At 74.4% G+C, this 18,591-nt stretch carries 16 protein-coding genes; 10 read left to right on the forward strand and 6 right to left on the reverse strand.

Translation table 11 applies throughout. The features are described 5' to 3' along the window. Window positions 1-21: 21 nt before the first annotated feature. Entirely contained in the window at window positions 22-1,431 is a 1,410-nt protein-coding gene (locus E1O70_RS13565; RefSeq protein WP_021483369.1) for a cystathionine beta-synthase, read from the reverse strand. Window positions 1,432-1,578: 147 nt separating this feature from the next. Here E1O70_RS13565 and E1O70_RS13570 point away from each other — a divergent pair, with 147 nt between their 5' ends. Next, the gene (locus E1O70_RS13570) at window positions 1,579-2,295 is read left to right on the forward strand and encodes a DUF5701 family protein (RefSeq protein ID WP_061269409.1); all 717 of its coding nucleotides are present in this window, start codon (window positions 1,579-1,581) and stop codon (window positions 2,293-2,295) included. A gap of 77 nt (window positions 2,296-2,372) precedes the next feature. Here E1O70_RS13570 and E1O70_RS13575 read toward each other — a convergent pair whose 3' ends face one another. Together E1O70_RS13575 and E1O70_RS13580 are read right to left on the reverse strand one after the other, a co-directional pair. Beyond that, window positions 2,373-2,840, reverse strand: coding sequence for a hypothetical protein (locus E1O70_RS13575; RefSeq protein ID WP_128957439.1), 468 nt, complete (start codon window positions 2,838-2,840; stop codon window positions 2,373-2,375). A gap of 53 nt (window positions 2,841-2,893) precedes the next feature. Further along, entirely contained in the window at window positions 2,894-3,808 is a 915-nt protein-coding gene (locus E1O70_RS13580) for a Bax inhibitor-1/YccA family protein (RefSeq protein WP_021482325.1), read from the reverse strand. A gap of 375 nt (window positions 3,809-4,183) precedes the next feature. On the opposite strand from E1O70_RS13580, the gene E1O70_RS13585 reads away from it, so the two are divergent. The 4 genes from E1O70_RS13585 to E1O70_RS13600 are packed head-to-tail and all read left to right on the forward strand — an operon-like array spanning window position 4,184 to window position 8,242. After that, window positions 4,184-5,173 (forward strand): ABC transporter ATP-binding protein, encoded by a 990-nt coding sequence (locus E1O70_RS13585; RefSeq protein WP_076405853.1) that lies wholly within the window; start codon window positions 4,184-4,186, stop codon window positions 5,171-5,173. Beyond that, window positions 5,170-6,039 carry an ABC transporter permease subunit gene (locus tag E1O70_RS13590; protein ID WP_061269425.1) on the forward strand — a complete coding sequence of 290 codons (870 nt, stop codon included), beginning with the start codon at window positions 5,170-5,172 and terminating at the stop codon, window positions 6,037-6,039. Before E1O70_RS13585 ends, E1O70_RS13590 begins: the two co-directional genes overlap by 4 nt. Then, entirely contained in the window at window positions 6,036-7,544 is a 1,509-nt protein-coding gene (locus E1O70_RS13595) for a sensor histidine kinase (protein ID WP_061269424.1), read from the forward strand. The genes E1O70_RS13590 and E1O70_RS13595 overlap by 4 nt, the downstream gene beginning before the upstream one ends. Further along, window positions 7,541-8,242, forward strand: a complete 702-nt coding sequence (locus tag E1O70_RS13600) for a response regulator (protein WP_034655510.1) — start codon at window positions 7,541-7,543, stop codon at window positions 8,240-8,242. The genes E1O70_RS13595 and E1O70_RS13600 overlap by 4 nt, the downstream gene beginning before the upstream one ends. 138 nt (window positions 8,243-8,380) lie before the next feature. Here E1O70_RS13600 and E1O70_RS13605 read toward each other — a convergent pair whose 3' ends face one another. Further along, complete coding sequence (locus tag E1O70_RS13605; protein WP_061269423.1) at window positions 8,381-11,563, reverse strand: efflux RND transporter permease subunit; 3,183 nt, start codon at window positions 11,561-11,563, stop codon at window positions 8,381-8,383. Window positions 11,564-11,676: 113 nt separating this feature from the next. Here E1O70_RS13605 and E1O70_RS13610 point away from each other — a divergent pair, with 113 nt between their 5' ends. After that, entirely contained in the window at window positions 11,677-12,216 is a 540-nt protein-coding gene (locus E1O70_RS13610) for a MarR family winged helix-turn-helix transcriptional regulator (RefSeq protein ID WP_061269422.1), read from the forward strand. A 52-nt stretch (window positions 12,217-12,268) separates the two neighbouring features. Here the strand turns inward: E1O70_RS13610 and E1O70_RS13615 are convergent, their stop codons facing one another. Next, window positions 12,269-13,501, reverse strand: coding sequence for an MFS transporter (locus E1O70_RS13615; protein ID WP_061269421.1), 1,233 nt, complete (start codon window positions 13,499-13,501; stop codon window positions 12,269-12,271). 95 nt (window positions 13,502-13,596) lie between these two features. Here E1O70_RS13615 and E1O70_RS13620 point away from each other — a divergent pair, with 95 nt between their 5' ends. Next, window positions 13,597-14,118, forward strand: a complete 522-nt coding sequence (locus E1O70_RS13620; RefSeq protein WP_061269420.1) for a MarR family winged helix-turn-helix transcriptional regulator — start codon at window positions 13,597-13,599, stop codon at window positions 14,116-14,118. Between the two features lie 21 nt (window positions 14,119-14,139). Here the strand turns inward: E1O70_RS13620 and E1O70_RS13625 are convergent, their stop codons facing one another. Continuing rightward, window positions 14,140-14,985 carry an oxygenase MpaB family protein gene (locus tag E1O70_RS13625; protein ID WP_061269419.1) on the reverse strand — a complete coding sequence of 282 codons (846 nt, stop codon included), beginning with the start codon at window positions 14,983-14,985 and terminating at the stop codon, window positions 14,140-14,142. A 120-nt stretch (window positions 14,986-15,105) separates the two neighbouring features. On the opposite strand from E1O70_RS13625, the gene E1O70_RS13630 reads away from it, so the two are divergent. The 3 genes from E1O70_RS13630 to E1O70_RS13640 all read left to right on the forward strand — a co-directional run. Further along, complete coding sequence (locus tag E1O70_RS13630) at window positions 15,106-15,720, forward strand: ArsR/SmtB family transcription factor (RefSeq protein WP_061269418.1); 615 nt, start codon at window positions 15,106-15,108, stop codon at window positions 15,718-15,720. Further along, window positions 15,717-15,959, forward strand: a complete 243-nt coding sequence (locus tag E1O70_RS13635) for a hypothetical protein (protein WP_061269417.1) — start codon at window positions 15,717-15,719, stop codon at window positions 15,957-15,959. Before E1O70_RS13630 ends, E1O70_RS13635 begins: the two co-directional genes overlap by 4 nt. Window positions 15,960-16,189: 230 nt before the next feature. Next, a partial coding sequence (locus E1O70_RS13640; protein WP_240696701.1) for an Ig-like domain-containing protein occupies window positions 16,190-18,591 on the forward strand: 2,402 nt, incomplete at its 3' end.

The following is an 18,591-nucleotide window of genomic DNA, read 5'->3' on the forward strand; positions in this document are numbered from 1 at the left end:
GCGCGCGGGGCCCGGCGGGGATCAGCGCGCGGCGACGAACCCCAGGAGGTCGTGCCGCGTGAGGACCCCGACCGGGTCGCCGTCCTCGACGACGAGCAGCGCGTCGGCGTCGTGCAGCGCCGTGCGCACGGCCTCGACGCCCTCGCCCGCGCCGATGAGCGGGAAGCGGGGCTCCATGTGCTGGTCCACGCGGTCGGCGAGCGACGCGCGGCCGGAGAAGACGGCGTCGAGCAGCGCGCGCTCGCTCACCGACCCGGCCACCTCCCCGCTCTTCACGGGCGGCTCGGCGCCGACGACGGGCATCTGCGACACCCCGTACTCGCGCAGGATCTCGATGGCGTCGCGGACCGTCTCGCTCGGGTGCGTGTGCACGAGGTCGGGCAGGCGGCCGTCCTTCGCGCGCAGCACGTCGCCCGCGGTCACGCCCTCCTCGTCGGGCAGGAACCCGTAGGACCGCATCCACGCGTCGTTGAAGATCTTGGAGAGGTAGCCGCGCCCGCTGTCCGGCAGCAGGACGACGATGACGGCCCGCGCCGCCGCCTCCGGGTCCTCCTCCTCGAGCCGGCGCGCGAGCCGCAGCGTCGCCTCGACGGCCATGCCGCACGACCCGCCGACGAGCAGGCCCTCCTCGCGCGCGAGGCGCCGGGTCATCGCGAACGAGTCCGCGTCGCTGACCGGGATGACCTCGTCGGGGACCGCCGGGTCGTAGGCGGCCGGCCAGAAGTCCTCGCCCACGCCCTCGACGAGGTACGGGCGCCCGTCGCCGCCCGAGTAGACCGAGCCCGCCGGGTCCGCGCCGACGACGCGCACGCGACCGCCGTCGGAGTCCGCGCGGTCCGCGGAGACCTCCTTGAGGTACCGGCCCGTGCCGGTGATGGTGCCGCCCGTGCCGACCCCGGCGACGAAGTGCGTCACGCGACCGTCGGTGTCGGCCCAGACCTCGGGGCCGGTGGACTCGTAGTGCGACGCCGGGCCGTTCGGGTTCGCGTACTGGTTCGGCTTCCAGGCGCCCGGGATCTCGCGGACCAGCCGGTCGGAGACCGAGTAGTAGGAGTCCGGGTGGTCAGGGGCCACGGCGGTCGGCGTGACGACGACCCGCGCGCCGTACGCGCGCAGCACGTCGCGCTTGTCCTGGCTCACCTTGTCCGGGCAGACGAAGACGCAGTCGTACCCCTTGCGCTGCGCCACGAGCGCGAGGCCGACGCCCGTGTTGCCCGACGTGGGCTCCACGATCGTGCCGCCGGGCCGGAGCTCGCCCGACGCCTCCGCGGCCTCGACCATCTTCAGCGCGATGCGGTCCTTGACGGAGCCGCCGGGGTTCACGTACTCGACCTTGGCGAGGATCGTCGCGCTGAGGCCTGCGGTGACACGGGACAGCCGGACGAGCGGGGTACCGCCGACGAGCTCGGACACGTGCTCTGCGTATCTCATGCCCCGATCATCCCCGATCCGGCGCCGCGCGCGTGCTCGACCGGGCACCGTCCCGACCGACGCCCGGCATGAGGGTCGCTCGCGACGGGAATTCCCGTACGGTGTAGAGCGTTGAGGACGCCGACATCCCCGACCGAGAGGTGACCCGTGCCCGAGCCCACGACCGCCGCCACCCGTCCCGCGTCCCCCGCAGCGGCCTCCGCGCCGCCCGCGCTCCCCCCGCTGCCCGACGTCGTGGCCCAGGCCGAGCGCCTCGTCGCACTCGGCGTCCACGACATCGCCGGTCTCACCGCGGACGCGTTCCGCGCCGCCGCGGCCGACCTCGCGGCGACCGCCCCCGCGGGCGCGCTGCTCGTCGTCGACCCGGCGCTCGCGCCGCCGTCGGCGCTGGCTCCCCTGCTGCGGCTCCCGGCGAAGGACGGCGAGAAGGAGGGGTTCGTCGTCGTCGACATGACGGACGTGGACCGCTTCACGCCGATCGAGGGGATCGTCGTCCCGCCGGGGCCGCTCTCGCTCGTCACGGACGTCGACCGCGGCGACGACCTGGCGAGCTGGTCCCCGGACGAGGCGCTGCCGGAGCTCACGGCGCGCGGCCGGACGCCGCTCCTGCTGCACGAGGGGATCCACTGGGCGCTCCAGGCGCCGGACGTCCTCGCGCGCAACCACTGCTACATGACGGTCGGCTCACGGCGGCGCAAGCCCGACGGCCGCCTCGACACCCGCACCCCCGCGCTGTGGATCTCGAACGGCACCGGACGCGACGGGCGCGAGCGCCGCGGCGCCCCGAAGGTCGGCTGGTGCTGGGCCGGGAACCGCCACACGTGGCTCGGCTTCGCCTCGGCCACCGGCCGCCTCCCCGCCTGACCCCCGCTGAGTGCGGGAGAGAGTCGCGGCGGAGACGCCCGACCGCGGCTCTTTCCCGCACTCACGGGGTGGGGCCGTCAGCCGACGAGACCCAGGATCGCGACGAGGACCACGGCGACGCCGAGCACGACGACGAGCAGCGGGCGGTCGGAGGCCTCGGGCGCCACGAGCCGGCCGAGACCCGCGCCGACCGCGGCGGTGACCCCGACGACGGCGGCCGCACCCGCGACGAGCGCACCGCCACCGCCCGCGCCGGCGTCGGCGAGCTGCCGGGCGATCCCGCCCGCGAGCAACGACCCCCAGAGCGCTCCGGCCACGAGTCCGAGCGCCGCGAACACGAGCGCGGCCCGGCGCTCCGTGGCGTCGCGCGTGATCCGGGTGCCGAGCCAGGCGACGGCGGCACCCGCCGTCGGGACGCTGAGCAGGATGAGGAGCGCCGCGAACGACAGCCACGCGGGCGGCGCGCCCGAGACGACCATGTAGAGGACCTGGACGCCGAGCATCGCGGCCGCCGCGACGACGAGCCCGGCCAGAAACACCGGCACCCGCGGCGGGAGGTCCGCCGCGGGTGCCGGTTCACGGGTGCTGCGCGCCACCGTCAGTCGCTGCTCTGCAGGATCGCGAAGAGGCGCAGGAACTCGAGGTAGAGCCAGATCAGCGTGACCATGAGGCCGAACGCGGCCGACCACGCGAACTTGGCGGGGACGCCGGCCTCGACGCCACGCTTGATCGAGTCGAAGTCGACGATGAGCGACGCGGCGGCCAGGCCGACCGCGATGAGCCCGACGACGATGCCGATCGTGCCGCCGCGCATGCCCCAGCCGTCGAGGACGCCGAAGAGCACGAGGACCACGTTGACGAGCGAGAAGGCGAGGTACCCGACCATCGCGATGAGCAGCCAGCGCGTGAACTTCGGGGTGACACGCACCTTGCCGGAGCGGAACAGGAACAGCGCGGCCGCGAACGTCGCGACGGTCGCGAGGACCGCCTGGAAGACGATGTCCGTGAGGTTCCCGCCGTTGCCGACGGTCATGGTGCCGAACGCGAGGCTGATGCCACCGAGGAACAGGCCCTGGGCCACGGTGTAGGCGATGATCAGGGCCGGGCTGGGGTTCCGCTTGAACGCGTTGACCAGGCCGAGCACCAGGCCGGCGATCGCACCCAGCAGGTAGAGGAACGGCATCTGCGGCGTGAGGTACCACGACGCCGCCCCGACGACGACGAGCAGCGCGAGCAGGCCGCCCGTCTTCATGATCACGTCGTCGTACGTGAGGCGCTTGGTGTCCGCCGTGGTCGCCGACGGCGCGCTGTACATCGCGTCGAGCTGCGCCGCGTCCGCGGTCTGGGCGCCGTACGCACCCCACTGCGCGCCCTGCGGGGGCGTGCCGTACGCGGGGCCCTGGCCCTGTGCGGGCGGGCTCCCGTAGGCGGGTGCGGCCTGCGTGGCCGCCCCACCGCGCCGGTTCTTCGGCTCGCCGAAGACCGCGCTGTTGTTGAAGACGGGGTTGCTCATGAGCTCCTCCTGGTCGCGGCGTCCACTACCTCTCAGCGGGCCTCGTCATCGGCGTCTCGCCTCGAGTCGGGTGTCGCTGGCCTGTGTTCATCCTAGGGAACGTGCGAGTCCCGGCCACTGTTCCCGCGGGTTTCCCGCGCCTCGCGGGCGAAGTCCCGACCAGCGGACCACGCGCCGGGACGTCGTGTACGCCGCGCGGCGTACGCGCCCCGGGTCACGACGGCGGCAAGATACGTCGCAAGGTGGCTGCCCGGCGCCGAGCCCGTCCGTAGGCTCGAGACGTACCTCGCGGTGAGGGGCCCGGCCGGACCGGAGCGACCTTCCCGCGGTGCACCAGGACCATCCCGGACGAACGACCCTCGGAGGGGCGAAGTCATGATCGAAGCACGCGGCCTGACCAAGAGGTACGGGCCCAAGACCGCGGTGGACGGCATCTCGTTCACCGTGCGTCCCGGGACCGTGACCGGCTTCCTGGGCCCCAACGGCGCGGGCAAGTCCACGACCATGCGCATGATCATGGGCCTGGACCGCCCCACCGCCGGGACCGTCACCGTCAACGGGCGCCCCTACGCCCAGCACCGCTCACCGCTGACCGAGGTCGGCGCGCTGCTGGACGCCAAGGCCGTGCACACCGGCCGCTCCGCCTACAACCACCTGCTCGCGATGGCCGCCACGCACGGCATCCCGACCAAGCGCGTGGACGAGGTCATCGAGATGACCGGCCTGCAGCCGGTCGCGAAGAAGCGCGTGGGCGGCTTCTCCCTCGGCATGGGCCAGCGCCTGGGCATCGCGTCCGCGCTGCTGGGCGACCCCAAGACCCTCATCCTGGACGAGCCGGTCAACGGCCTGGACCCCGAGGGCGTGCTGTGGGTGCGCAACCTCGCGCGCTACCTCGCCTCCGAGGGCCGCACCGTCTTCCTGTCGAGCCACCTCATGAGCGAGGTCGCCCTCACCGCCGACCACATCATCGTCATCGGCAAGGGCCGCATCATCGCGGACGCCCCGGTGAGCGACATCGTCAACGGCTCGCAGCAGCGCACGGTGCGGGTCCGCACCCCGCACGCCACGCAGCTCGCCGAGCTCCTCACGAGCGACGGCGCGACCGTCACGAGCGACGAGCCGAGCCTGCTCGTCGTCACGGGCGCGGACGCCCCCGGGATCGGCGAGCTCGCCGCGGCCAAGGGGTTCGTGCTGCACGAGCTCACGCCGGTCACGTCCACGCTCGAGGACGCCTACATGGCCCTCACGGCGGACGCGGTCGAGTACCAGACCGACTCCGCGCAGAACCACATCGGCCACGGTGCCGCGGGCGCGACCGCGGGCGCACCGGCCCCCACCGACTCCCTCGAAGGAGCGCAGCGATGAGCGCCACGACCCTCGCCACCGGCGCCGGCCCGACGGCGTCCCGCACCTCCCCCTACCGCCTCTCGTTCGGCCACGTGCTGCGCTCGGAGTGGATCAAGTTCCGCACCCTGCGCTCCACCTGGTGGACGCTCGGCATCACCGTCGTCGTCATGGTGGGCTTCTCGCTCATGTTCGCGGCCGTCATGTCCTCCATGCAGTCCGCGGGCGCCACGCCCGAGGAGGCCGGCATGGGGTCCGCCGACGGGGTGGGCATCACCGTGATCACCGTCGGCTACACGTTCGCGCAGCTGGCCGTGGCCGTGCTCGGGGCGCTCACCGTGACGGGCGAGTACTCGACCGGCATGATCCGCTCCACGCTCTCCGCCGTGCCGAGCCGTCTCCCCGCGCTCGCGGCGAAGATGATCGTCGTCGGCGTGGTGACCGCGGTGACGACCGTCGTGGCCGTCGGGCTGTCGTGGCTCGTGACGTACCCGATCCTGTCGGGCAAGGACATGACCGTCGACTTCTCGTCCGCGGACGACCAGCGCGCGCTGATCGGCGTCGTGCTCTACCTCACGACCGTCGCGCTCTTCTCCGTCGCGGTCGGCGTGCTGCTCCGCAGCTCCGCGGGGGCGATCTTCACGCTCGTCGCCGTGTTCTTCGTCCTGTCGATGGTCCTCGGGATCGTCATGGGCGTGACCGGTGCCGAGTGGGTCCAGACGCTCTACAACTCCCTGCCCGCGTCCGCCGGCGAGCAGATCGTGCTCGGCGGCAACATGTCGGGCAGCGACACGATCGCGCCGTGGCCCGGCTACGCCGTGCTCCTCGGCTGGACCGCCGCGCTGGTCGCCGCGGCCGCGGTCGTCCTCAAGCGCCGGGACGCGTGACCACCCGGCCCACCACCCCGCCGACGCCGGACGAGCAGACCGCTCGTCCGGCGTCGGCCGTGGCGCGCCCGGAGCCGGTGGAGCCCGCCGCGCCGGGGAACCCGGGCTCGTCGACCCACCCCCTGCGCCCCGCGCCCGCCCCCTTCACCGAGCTCGACGCGCGTCGGCTCGGCCCCGTCCGCCGGTACTTCGCGCGGCACCCGGTCGTCATGGACTGGGTCGTCGTGGCCGTCTTCGTCTTGCCCGGCGTGCTGTACGCGCTCACCGCGTCTCAGCCCCGTGGGACGACGGCGCTCTCGCTCGTGTTCTTCCTCGTCGGCGGCGTGCTCCTGTACTGGCGCCGCCGTCGGCCCGTGACGATCGCGCTCGCGCTCACCGCCGTCGGCGTCGTCGCCATCGGCGTCACCGGCGACACGGCCGGGTTCGAGGTCGCGGCCATGTTCGCCGTCTACGCCGTCGCGGCGTCGCGGCCCTCCCGCATCGCGTGGCCCGTGCTCGCGATCACCGTCCTCGCGCTCTCCGGCGCGACCCTGCTCTGGTACGACGTCGTCACCACCCCGGAGGGGGAGGTCCTGCGCCAGAGCGTCGAGCCGGGCCGCGCGACCGTCGACCGCATCGTCGGCATGCTCGTGACCACCATCCTCTGCCTCGTCGCGCTCGCGATCGGGACGAACGTGCGCGCGCGCCGCCAGCACGTGTCCGACCTCGTCGAGCGGGCCAACTCCATCGCGCGCGACCGCGACCAGCAGGCACAGCTCGCCGCCGCCGCCGAGCGCACGCGCATCGCGCGCGAGATGCACGACGTCGTCGCGCACTCCCTCACGGTCATGGTCGCCCTCGCGGACGGTGCCAAGGCGTCGGGCGCCAAGAACCCCGAGCTCGCGGGCCACGCCCTCGACGAGCTCACCGCGACCGGGCGCGCCGCCCTCGCCGACATGCGGCGCGTCCTCGGCGTCCTGCGCGAGCCGGGCGGCGAGCAGACCGTACCCCTCGCGCCCGCGCACGAGACGCCCGAGCTCGAGGAGATCGTCGAGCGGTTCCGCACCGCCGGGCTGCCCGTCCGGCTCGTGCGCTCCGGCCCGCAGCCGACGCCCGGCCCCGCCCTGCGCCAGACCGCGCACCGCATCGTCCAGGAGGCCCTGACGAACGTGCTGCGCTACGCGCCCCTGTCCCCCGTGGTCCTCGTCGAGGTGTCGCGCCGCGCCGAGCCCGGCGCCGACTGGCTGGAGCTGCGCGTCGTCAACCAGGCGGGCCGTCGTCCCGGGGAGGGCGCGAGCGCCGACGAGCGCGGGCTCCCGCCGTCCGTCGCGGAGCAGCACCCGCCCGGCGTCCCCGTCGGCACGGGGCGCGGGATCATCGGGATGCGGGAGAGGGCCGCGGTCTACGGCGGTACCGTGTCCGCGGGGCCGAGCGGGACGGGCTGGGAGGTGCGGGCGAGCCTGCGCCTCGACCTCGACCCCGGCCGCCAGGCCGGCGCACGCGACGACGGACGGGAACGCACATGACGGGAACGGGGGCACCGATCCGGGTGCTGCTCGTCGACGACCAGGCCCTGCTGCGCATGGGCTTCCGCATGATCCTCGCCGCCGAGGACGACATCGAGGTCGTCGGCGAGGCCGGGGACGGCGAGACGGGCGTCGCGCAGGCGTCCGCGCTCGCGCCGGACGTCGTGCTCATGGACGTGCGCATGCCCGGCACGAACGGCATCGAGGCGACGGAGCGGATCGTCGCCGCCCAGCCCGGGTCGCGCGTCATCATCCTCACGACGTTCGACCTCGACGAGTACGCGTTCGCCGCCCTGCGCGCCGGGGCGAGCGGCTTCCTCCTCAAGGACGCCAAGCCCGGCGAGCTCGTCGGGGCGATCCGCGCCGTCGCGAGCGGCGACGCCGCCGTCTCCCCGCGCATCACGCGCCGCATGCTCGAGATGTTCTCCGGCCAGCTCCCGCAGGACGGCACCGCCGCCCCGGCCCAGGCGCCGACCGGCCGGGACGACCCGCGCCTCGCCGACCTCACCGCGCGCGAGCTCGAGGTCTTCGAGGCCCTCGGTGAGGGGCTGACCAACGCCGAGATCGCCGAGCGCTTCGTGCTCTCGGAGGCGACGGTCAAGACCCATGTCGGGCGCGTCCTCGGCAAGCTCGGCCTGCGCGACCGCGTCCAGGCCGTCGTGCTCGCCTACGAGACGGGCGTCGCCCGCCCCTCCTGACTCTCCCGCCCCCCGCCGAACAGGTGGTTCTGGCGCGTCCAGGACATCGGACGCGCCAGAACCACCTGCTCGGCCCGCCGGGATCGCCTGGTCGGCGGGGGCCCGGCGGGTCCGGCGCGTCGGGGACGGTGGGGCGGTTCAGGCGTTCGCCGTCGCCTCCTCGGCGGCGGCGGCCTTGTCGGCCTCGGCCTGGGCCGCGGCCTCTTCCTTGGCCGCCTTCCTCGCGGCGCGCTTCTCGCCGCGGCGCTCGGCGAGCGTGTAGAGCACCGGGACGACGACGAGGGTAAGCAGCGTCGAGCTCAGCAGGCCGCCGATGACGACGAGCGCGAGCGGCTGGGAGATGAACGCGCCGCCGCCCGTGATCCCGACGGCCATGGGCGTGAGCGCGAAGATCGTCGCGGCGGCGGTCATGACGATGGGGCGCAGCCGCTTGCGCGACCCCTCCAGGACGGCGTCGTCGAGCGCCCGCCCGCGCTCGCGGTACTGGTTGATGAGGTCGATGAGCACGATCGCGTTCGACACCACGATGCCGACGAGCATGAGCAGGCCGATGAGGGCCGGCACGCCCAGCGGCGTCCCCGTGGCCAGCAGCAGGAGCAGCGCGCCCGTCGCGGCGAACGGGATCGACACGAGCAGGATGAACGGCTGCAGGAGGCTGCGGAACGTCGCGACCATGACGAGGTAGACGATGAGGATCGCGACGAGCAGCGCGAGCCCGAGGTCGGCGAAGGCGTCGGCCTGGTCGGCGGCGACGCCCCCGACCTCGACCGTCGCGCCGCCCTCGAGCTCGAGGCCGTCGATCGCGGTCGTGAGCTCGGTGGTCAGCGCGCCGAGGTCCTGCCCCGCGGGGGTGACGGCGATCGTCGCGCTGCGCTCGCCGTCGACGCGCGTGATCGAGGTGGGGACCTCGACCTCGGCGACCTCGGCGACCTGCGTGAGCGGCACGGGGCCCGCGGCGGTGGGCAGCACGACCTGCTCGAGCTCGGCGACCGTCGCCGGCGCCTCGCCCGCGACCACGCGCACCTGCACCGGGCCGTCGCCGAGGTTCACCGTGCCGACCGGGGCCGGGGACATCGCCCCCGCGACCGTCCCGGCCACCTGCGTCTCCGTGAGCCCGACGGCGGCCGCCGCCTCACGGTCGACCGTCACCTGGACGGTGGCCTGGGCGGCGGCGAGGTTGTTCGTCACCTGCGCGGCGCCGTCGGTCCCCTCCGCGAGCTCCTGCACCTCGGCGGCCGCCGCGGCGAGGGTGTCGGTGTCGGGCGCGCGGACCACGAGGTCGACCGTGGAGCTGCCGAACGCGGCGTCGGCGCCCGCGACCTCGATGCCCTCGCGCGCGTCCCCACCCAGCCCGGAGACGGCGTCGCGCACGTCCTCCTGGGCCGCGACGGCGTCGGCGTCCGCGTCGAGCGTGACGGCGAACGTCGCCGTCGGGGACCCGCCGCCGCCGAAGAACGCGGCCTCCGGGCCGCCCGCGGTGCCGACGGTCGTCTGGACCGTGGCGACGCCGTCGACGTCGAGGAGCGCCTGCTCGACGTCGCGCGCGGCAGCGTCCTGCGCGTCGAGCGACGTGCCCGGCGCGAACGACTCGGTGACGGTGAGCGTGTCCTGGCCGGTGTCGCCGAGGAAGTTGGTCTCGAGCCGCGGCACGAGCGCGAGCGTCCCGGCGAGGATCGCGACCGACACGCCGAGCGTGATCGCGGGGTGGCGCAGGGCCCCCCGCAGCGTCGGGAGGTACGCGCGCTGCCACAGCCCGCGACGCTCCTTGGCCTCCGCGGCGGCGCGGGCGCGCTCGCCCGCGAGGCGCGCGGCCTCCGGGTCGGCCGGGACGGGCGGCGACGTGATGAACCAGTACGCGAGGACCGGGACGATCGTCAGCGCGACGAAGAGCGAGGCCAGCATCGCGATGGCGACGGTGAGCGCGAACGGCCGGAAGAGCTCGCCGACCATGCCGCCCACGAGCGCGATCGGCAGGAACACGGCGACGGTGGCGACGGTCGAGGCGGTGATGGCGCCCGCGACCTCCTTGACCGCGCCGATGATGGCGCCGACCTTCTCCTCGCCGTACGACAGGTGCCGCTTGATGTTCTCGATGACGACGATCGAGTCGTCGACCACGCGGCCGATCGCGACCGTCATCGCCCCGAGCGTGAGGATGTTGAGCGTGTAGCCCGTGGCGTTCATGACGATGAACGTCACGAGCAGCGACAGCGGGATCGACACGGCGGAGACGAGCGTCGAGCGCAGCGACGCGAGGAACAGCAGGATCACGACGACCGCGAAGAGGAGCCCGAGCAGGCCCTCGGTCGCGAGGCCCTCGATGGACTCCTCGATGAACGGGGCCTGGTCGAACACGACCTCGACGCGCACGTCCTGGGCGTCGAGCACGCCGGAGAGGTCGTCGACCGCGTCCTGGACCGCGTGCGACACCTCGACCGTGTTGCCGGCGGGCGTCTTGGTGATGGCGACGGCGAGCGCGGGCTCGCCGTCGAGCCGGGAGAACGACGTCGCGGGCTCGGGGCCCGCGGTGACGGTCGCGACGTCGCCGAGCGCGACGGGCGGGGTGCCGGGCGCCGCGGTCGGGGACACGAGGGGCAGCGCGGCGAGCTCGTCGACGGTCGTGATCGCCGTGCCGACCTGCACGCTGAGGGTGCGGTCGCCCTCCGCGACGGTGCCCGCGGGCACCACGACACCGTTGTCCTGGAGGATCGTGGAGACCTGCTGCGGGCTGAGCCCGGCGACGGCGAGCGCGGCGGGGTCGAGGGCGATCGTCACCTGCTGGTCGGCGACGCCGCTCACCGCGACGCTGCGGACCCCCTCGACGTCCTCGAGCGCAGGGACGAGGCTCGACGTCACGGTGTCCGCGAGCGCCGCCTCGTCCGCGCCGCCCGACACGGCGAGCTGGATGACCGGGAGGTCGTCCACGGAGCCGGTCACGACCTGCGGCTCGACGTCCTCCGGGAGCTGGGACTGCAGCCGCGTGACGGCCGTCTGGAGCTGCGAGGCCGCGGCGTCCATGTCGGTGCCGTACGCGAACTGGACGGTCGTCACCGAGAGGCCGGTCGACGACGTCGACGTGACGTCCTCGACCCCCTTGACCCCGCGCGCGGCCGTCTCGACGGGGACGGTGACCTGCTGCTCGACGATCGCCGGGGCCGAGCCCGGGTACGCGCCGACGACGGCGGCCGTGGGGATCTGCAGGCTCGGGATGAGCTCCTGCTTGAGCGATCCCATGCTGAGGACGCCGAAGATCGCGATCGCGACGGTGGCGAGCGCGACGAGCGCGCGGTTGGCCAGCGACAGCCGGGCGAGACGGGACACGGAGCCTCCAGGGGTTCCAGGTCGGGCGGGAGACGACGTCGGCGTCGCGATTTCGTTAGCGTAACGCGAAGCATCTCGGGATGGTTCCCGCCCCCACCGATAGAGTCGGCGCCGTGACCCACCCCGCCGACGACGAGCGCGCGGCGCTCGCCCGGCGCCTCGAGGACGCCCAGCGACGGCTCGCCGACCTGCTGCTCGCGCAGCGCCTCGAGCCGCTGCTCCGCACGACCCTGACGGTCCCCCAGCTCCGCGCGCTCGCCGTGCTGCAGCTGGACGGCGAGACGAGCTCGCACCGGCTCGCGGACGTGCTCGGCATCTCCCCCGCGACGCTCTCGGGGATCGTGGACCGGCTCGAGGCGGCGGGCATGGCGTCGCGCCGCCCCGACCCGCAGGACGGTCGCGTGCGCCTCGTCGCCGCCACCCCGCGCGGCGCCGCGGCGGTGCGCCGGCTCGTCGCGCAGGAGGACGAGCCCCTCACGGACCTCCTCGACCGGCTCGACGTCGCGGACCTGCGCGCGCTGACGGCCGGGATCGAGGCCCTCACGCGGGCCGCGGAGTCGGCCGCGGCCGACCCCGAGCCCGACCCGGCGACCAGCACGTCGGGCGCCTCGGGCGACGGCTCGGCCGACGCCGGGACCGACCCGGAGGACTGAGGGTCCCTGGCCGCGCGGCCCGGGACCCTCCCCCGTCGGTGCCGCCGGCGGCTCAGACCTCGCCGAGCGCCTCCTCGGGCGTCCCCTCGACGGTGCGGGCCGTGCGGTTCCACCGGGACCACAGGACGCGCTCCCCGAGCTCGCCTGCCATCCGGTGCCCGTACGCCACGAACACGACGACGCCGAGCACGAGGATCCCCGCCCCGAGCCAGAACGGCGCGGTCGCGGACACCGGGTGCAGGAGCCCCGCGATGACCGGGGCGGGAGCGGCGAAGCCCCAGCGCACCAGGTTGAACGCGCCGGTGGTCACGCGGCGGTCCGGGTCGCCGAGCGCGAGCGAGAGGTCCGTGAGGTTGGCGTTCGCGATGCCCATGAACACGCCGGCGCCGACGAGCACGACGACGGACCAGGCGGTCCCGAGGTCGAGCGCGAGGAGGACGAGCGCGACGAGGACGCCCACGACGGCCACGCCCAGCGTCTGGACGGCGCCGACGCGGTGCGCGAGCCGGTGCCCGACGACGAGGATCCCGATCGCGAGCCCCACGCCCCACGCGGTGAAGACGAGACCGAGCGGCACGACGTCGAGCCCGAGGAACACGGGGGTGTACCCGAGCACGACGAAGAAGCAGAAGTTGTACGCGGCGGTGACCGCGGCGAGCGCGAGGAAGCCGGGCTTGCGGAACAGGCGGAAGACCTGGCCGACGTGCAGCGGCGCGGGCTTCTCGGCGGGGTCCTTGAGGCGCGTCACGGACACGAGCAGCGCCACGAGCATGAAGACGCCGCACACGAAGAACGGCACGCGCCACGAGATGCCGCCGAGCAGCCCGCCGAGGAGCGGCCCGACGGCGAAGCCGAGGCCGACGCACGTCTCGAAGAGCTCGACGACCCACTCGCGGTCGTTCGCCAGGGAGACCAGGAGGACCATCGCCGTCGCGAAGAACATCGCGTTGCCGAGGCCCCACAGGCCGCGGAGCGCGGCGAGCTGGCCGATGCTCGTGCTCAGCGCCGCGAGCACGGCCGCGACGGCCACCAGGCTGACGCCCGTGGCGAGGATCTTCTTGTAGCCGAAGCGCCCGGTCGCCATGACGGCGGGGATCATGCCGAGCGCCATGACGGCGATGTAGGCGGTGAAGAGGAGCTCGATCTGCCAGGTCGACGCCCCGATCTCCTCGCCGATCACGGGGAGGATCGGGTCGACGACGGCGATGCCGGCGATCGCGAAGAACGCGGTGAGGGCGGTCGCGTAGATGGCGGTGCGGTTCGGTTCGTTGCGTGTGGAGGCCACTCGGTCGCACTTCCTGGTGAGGGAGGCCGCCGCACGAGGGGCGGCGGCGGGAGAAGTACCTGTATCTAGCAGGTAACTATCTGTAGAATACACCCATGACGGTTGCCGAGGGAAACGATCAGCCGCAGGCCGAGGCGCGCGGGGACGCGACCGCCCAGGACGTGCTGGGAACGATCGAGCTCGAGGTCGCCCAGCTCCTGCGCCGCGCGGAGCGCACGCGCGCCTCCGGGAGCCCCGGGACGTCGCGCCGGGGCGGCACGCTCGACCGGTCCGGCTACCTGCTGCTCCACACGCTCGGCACCCACGGCCCGCTGCACGTCAACGCGCTCGCCGAGCGCCTCGGCCTCGACGCCTCCACCGTCACCCGCCAGGTGGTCGTGCTCGAGCGGGCCGGGCACGTGCGCCGGGCCCGGGACCCGCACGACGGCCGGGCCGTCGTCGTCGAGCCCACGGGCGCGGGGCTCGACGAGCTCGCCGCCCACCGCGCGGCGCGCACCGCGCTCTACGCGGACGTGCTCGGGGACTGGTCGCGCCTCGACCGGGCCCTCCTCGCCGAGCTCCTCGGCCGACTCAACGAGGACCTCGACGCCTACCGCCGACGCCGCGCCGACGCCTGACCCGCCGGGCACGCCTCGCCGTCAGGCTCCGGGGAGGGCCCACCGCAGCAGCCGCGTGACCGCCTCGCCCGCGGGGTGGGCCCACCGTTGAGGCAGCCCCCGCACGCGCGGCATGCCCGCGCGCGCCCAGTCCGGCAGCGACGCGCGTGCGGCCACCGCGAGCCCCGCGTACACCCGACGCACGGCCCACGGCAGCGGCGGCTCGACGAGGAGGAACCGCGCGGCGTCGAGCGCCGCCGGGGTGAGGCCGAGCACCGGACGGTACCCGGCGACGGCGTCGTCCAGCTCGCGCACCGTGACCGGCACGTCCTCGACGCCCAGGGCGCGGCCGACCACCGCCGCCTGCGCGACGTACTCGTCGCACCCGGCGGCGCCGAGCGGGCGGTGCCCGAACTCCTGGTGCGCCACGAGGAAGCTCTGCGTCTCGGCGACGTGGACCCAGCGCAGCAGGTCCGGGTCGCTCGCGCGGTAGGGGCGGCCGTCGGGCGCGACGCCGCGGACCCGTTCGTGGACCGCCCGGACCGCCGCCACGGCGCCGGCGGCGTCGTCGGCCGTGCCGAAGGTCGTCGTGGCGATGAAGGTCGAGGTCCGCTGGAGGCGCCCCCAGGGGTCGCCCCGGTAGCCCGAGTGCGCCGCGACCCCGGCCATCGCGAGCGGGTGCAGGCTCTGCAGGAGCAGCGCACGCAGCCCGCCGACGAACATCGACGCGTCGCCGTGCACGCGCTGGACCGCGGACCCCGGCGGGAACCAGCGCGGGCCGGGCGTCTCGTGGATGCGTGCCCGCGTCGCCGTGGCGTCCGGGCCCGCGACCCGCAGGAAGATGGCGCGCTCCGCCGCGCCGCGCACCCGCTCCGCCACCTGCGTCATGCGCTCGATGCTCGCACCTCGCGCACGCCCCCGCTCCCCGCGCGGGCCGTCCGACAGATGCCAACATCCCGCTGCAAAGAAACTCTTGCAAAGAGTCGTTTGCATCGCTATGGCCGTCGTATGCCCACCGACAGCGCACCGGCACCCGTCCCGGCCGAACGCCACCCCGCGCTCGGCCCCGCGCAGCTCAAGGCACTCGCGCACCCGTTGCGGGTGCAGATCCTCGACCTGCTCTCGACGCACGGCGCGCTCACCGCGAGCCGCCTCGCCGACCTCGTGGGCGAGTCCAGCGGGTCGACGAGCTACCACCTGCGCCAGCTCGCGCGGCACGGCTTCGTCCGGGAGGTCGCGGGCCGCGGGACGGCGCGCGAGCGCTGGTGGGAGCGCCCGCCGGGCGGGTTCACGGTCGACGTCCCGCACGACGAGGAGGACGCCGCCGCCACGCTCGCGGGCGCGATGGTGAGCCGCGAGTTCGAGTCCGCGAGGGCGCGCAAGATCCAGGCGTTCCTCGAGCGCTCCCCCGAGCTGCCGACGCGGTGGCTCGACGGCAGCCGTCTGACGACGGCGAGCATGTGGCTCACCGCCGACCAGATGCTCGAGGTCGCGGAGGCGTGGGACGCGTTCGACGCGACGCTCCAGCGGTTCCAGGGCCAGGAGCAGACGCCCGGCGCGCGGCCCGTGCAGATCCACTTCAACGTCTTCCCGACGATCGACGGCAAGGAGAACCCCTCATGAGCGCGTACTCCCCCACCCTGCCCCGCACGGTCGAGCCCCGTGGCACGGACCGTCTGCTCGTCCTCGTGGGCTCCGCCCTGGCCGACCTCGGCCGCCGCCGCGCGGCCGCCCGATCCCGGGTGTCGACCACCCCGCGCGCCGCGGAGGCCGCCGTCCGCCCGGACGGCGCGTCGCTGCGCACGGCCGAGGACCGCACGCGCGACCGGGCCGCGCTGTCCCGTGCGTCCCTTCTGCCCTGATCAGGGGAATATTCCACCCTCCATGGGGACCGCTCCCCATGCCCTGAGCGACCCTGCCTCGGTTACCCTCGTCGGGGCGTTCTGCGGGCAGTCTGCGGGCACCGGAGCACCCGTTCCCCTCGTCACCGCCGCTCGGCGGGACCGGGAGGACGTGTGCCCCGCCCAGGCACAGAGGAGCACAGGTGGGTCTTCTCACGACCATCCGCGAGCATCGTCGTACCGTCGCGTCGGTGAGCACCGTGTCGGTGTTCTCGACGGCGCTGGTGGGCATGGCGCTGCTCTACGAGGGCGAGGCCACGGCGGACGTGGACCTCAACGACTCGGGCGTGTGGGTGACGAAGACGTCCGCGGGCCTGGTGGGGCGGTTCAACTACGAGTCCCAGGCGATGGACGGCACGCTCAACGCGGGCAGCGCGTCGTTCGACGTGCAGCAGGACGCGGGCCGCGTCCTCCTCGACGACCAGGGGACGAGCACGTCGTCCCCCGTGGACGTCGCCCACCTCAAGCTCACCGGGCAGATCCGCCTGCCGGCCGGGGCGCAGGTCGCCTCCGGCGGCGCGACGACCGCGATCCTCGACGGCGAGGAGGGCCTGCTGTGGGTCCTGCCGTTCGACGGCGCCACCTCGTTCGACGCCGAGAAGCTCGACCCGACGGCCGAGGTCGGCGGTGACGGCGCGCTGACGGTGTCCGAGGACGGGACGGTCTTCGTCGCGATCCCTTCGACCGGAGCGCTCTGGACGGTCGAGACCACGAGCAAGGGCGCCGTCTCCGGCGACCCGGCGTCGACGTCCCTCCCGGTCGGGAAGGGCGCCGAGGTCGAGGTGACGGCCGTCGGTGACGAGCCCGTCGTCCTCGACCGCTCCGCCTCGCAGCTCGTGCTGCCAGGCGGCCGGACCGTCGCGGTCGAGGGCGCGGAGCAGGCGCGGCTCCAGCAGCCGTCCGCCGGGTCGGGCGACGTCGTCGTCGCGACGACCGACGCGCTCGTGACCCAGCCACTGAAGGGCGGCGACGCCCAGCGCCGCGCCGCGCAGGGCGTCCCGGCCGCCCCGGTGCGCCTCGGGTCGTGCACGTACGGGGCGTGGGCCTCGACCGGCCAGGTGATCCGCGACTGCGAGGGCACCGACCGCGACGTCGACGAGCGCCTCGAAGGGCTCGACCCCCAGACCCGCCTGGAGTACCGGGTGAACCGGCAGGTCATCGTGCTCAACGACCTGTCGGCGGGGACGTTGTGGATGGCGGCGGACGAGTACCAGAAGGTCGACGACTGGGACGTCCAGATGCCCGAGGAGGCCGAGGGCGAGGAGGCCGACGCGGAGCTGACGAACCCGGAGCAGGTGGACCAGTTCATCGCGGACCGGTCCCAGCCGAACCGGCCGCCGCAGCCGAAGGACGACGCGTTCGGGGTGCGTCCGGGGCGCACGACGATCCTGCCGGTGCTGGGCAACGACGTGGACCCGGACGGGGACGTGATGACGGCGTCGCTCGTCGGGGACTCGCCGTCGAACGCGACCGTGCAGACCATCATGGGCGGCGCCGCGCTGCAGGCCGTGGTCCCCGAGGACGCCGAGGGCACCGGCTCCTTCCGGTACTCCGTGTCCGACGGCCGCGGCGGCGTCGCCGAGGCGGGCGTCACCCTCAAGGTGTCCCCCTGGGGCGAGAACGCTCCCCCCGAGCAGACCGGTGACCCGGTCCTGCGCGTCGCCCAGGGCGGCGCCGCGACGATCAAGGTGCTGCCCTTCTTCAAGGACCCGGACGGCGACGACCTGTACCTCGCGTCGGCGGCCGCGACGGTCGCGGGCGACGACGTGCGCTCTCGCCCCGACGGCACGGTCGAGCTGCGCGACGGCGGCGGCTCGACCGGGCGCAAGATCGTGACCCTGCTCGTCTCCGACGGCGAGCTGTCCTTCGAGGGCAAGCTGCTGGTCGACGTGGTGCCGGGTCCGCAGCCGCCGGTCGCGGTGAGCGACCACGTGGTGGTCCCGGCGGGGCAGCCGGTGACGGTGGAGCCGTTGCGCAACGACACCGACCCGAACGGGGACGAGCTGCGCCTGGCGTCGGTCTCGGAGTCCGCCCCGGCGCAGATCACGCCGAACTACGACGCGGGCACGTTCACGTTCCTCTCGATGGAGCCGCGCTCCTACGACCTGACGTACCAGGTGACCGACGGCCCGAACGCGACCACGGGCCTCGTCCGGGTCGACGTCCTGCCGCCGTCCGAGGCCGAGGGCGCGCCCGTCGTCGTCACCGACACCGCGCTCCTCCCGGCGGGAGGGTCCACGCTCGTGGACGTCCTCGCGAACGACACGGACCCCTCGGGCGGCGTGCTCGTCGTGCAGTCCGTGCGCGTGCCCGCCGACGCCGGCGTGTCGGTCGCGATCCTGGCCCACCAGATGCTGCGGGTGACCGAGATCCGGCGCCTGGACGCGCCGGTGACGGTGGAGTACACCGCCTCCAACGGCACCGAGACCGCGACCGGCCAGGTGCGGATCGTGCCGGTGCCGGCGCCGACGCGGCTGCAGCCGCCGAACGCGGTCGCGGACGAGGTGACCGTGCACGCGGGGGACGTGGTGACGGTCCCGGTGCTGAGGAACGACACGCACCCGGACGGGTTGGAGCTGTTCCTGCAGCCCGA

This window comes from Cellulosimicrobium funkei, assembly GCF_004519295.1.
Lineage (GTDB): Bacteria > Actinomycetota > Actinomycetes > Actinomycetales > Cellulomonadaceae > Cellulosimicrobium > Cellulosimicrobium funkei.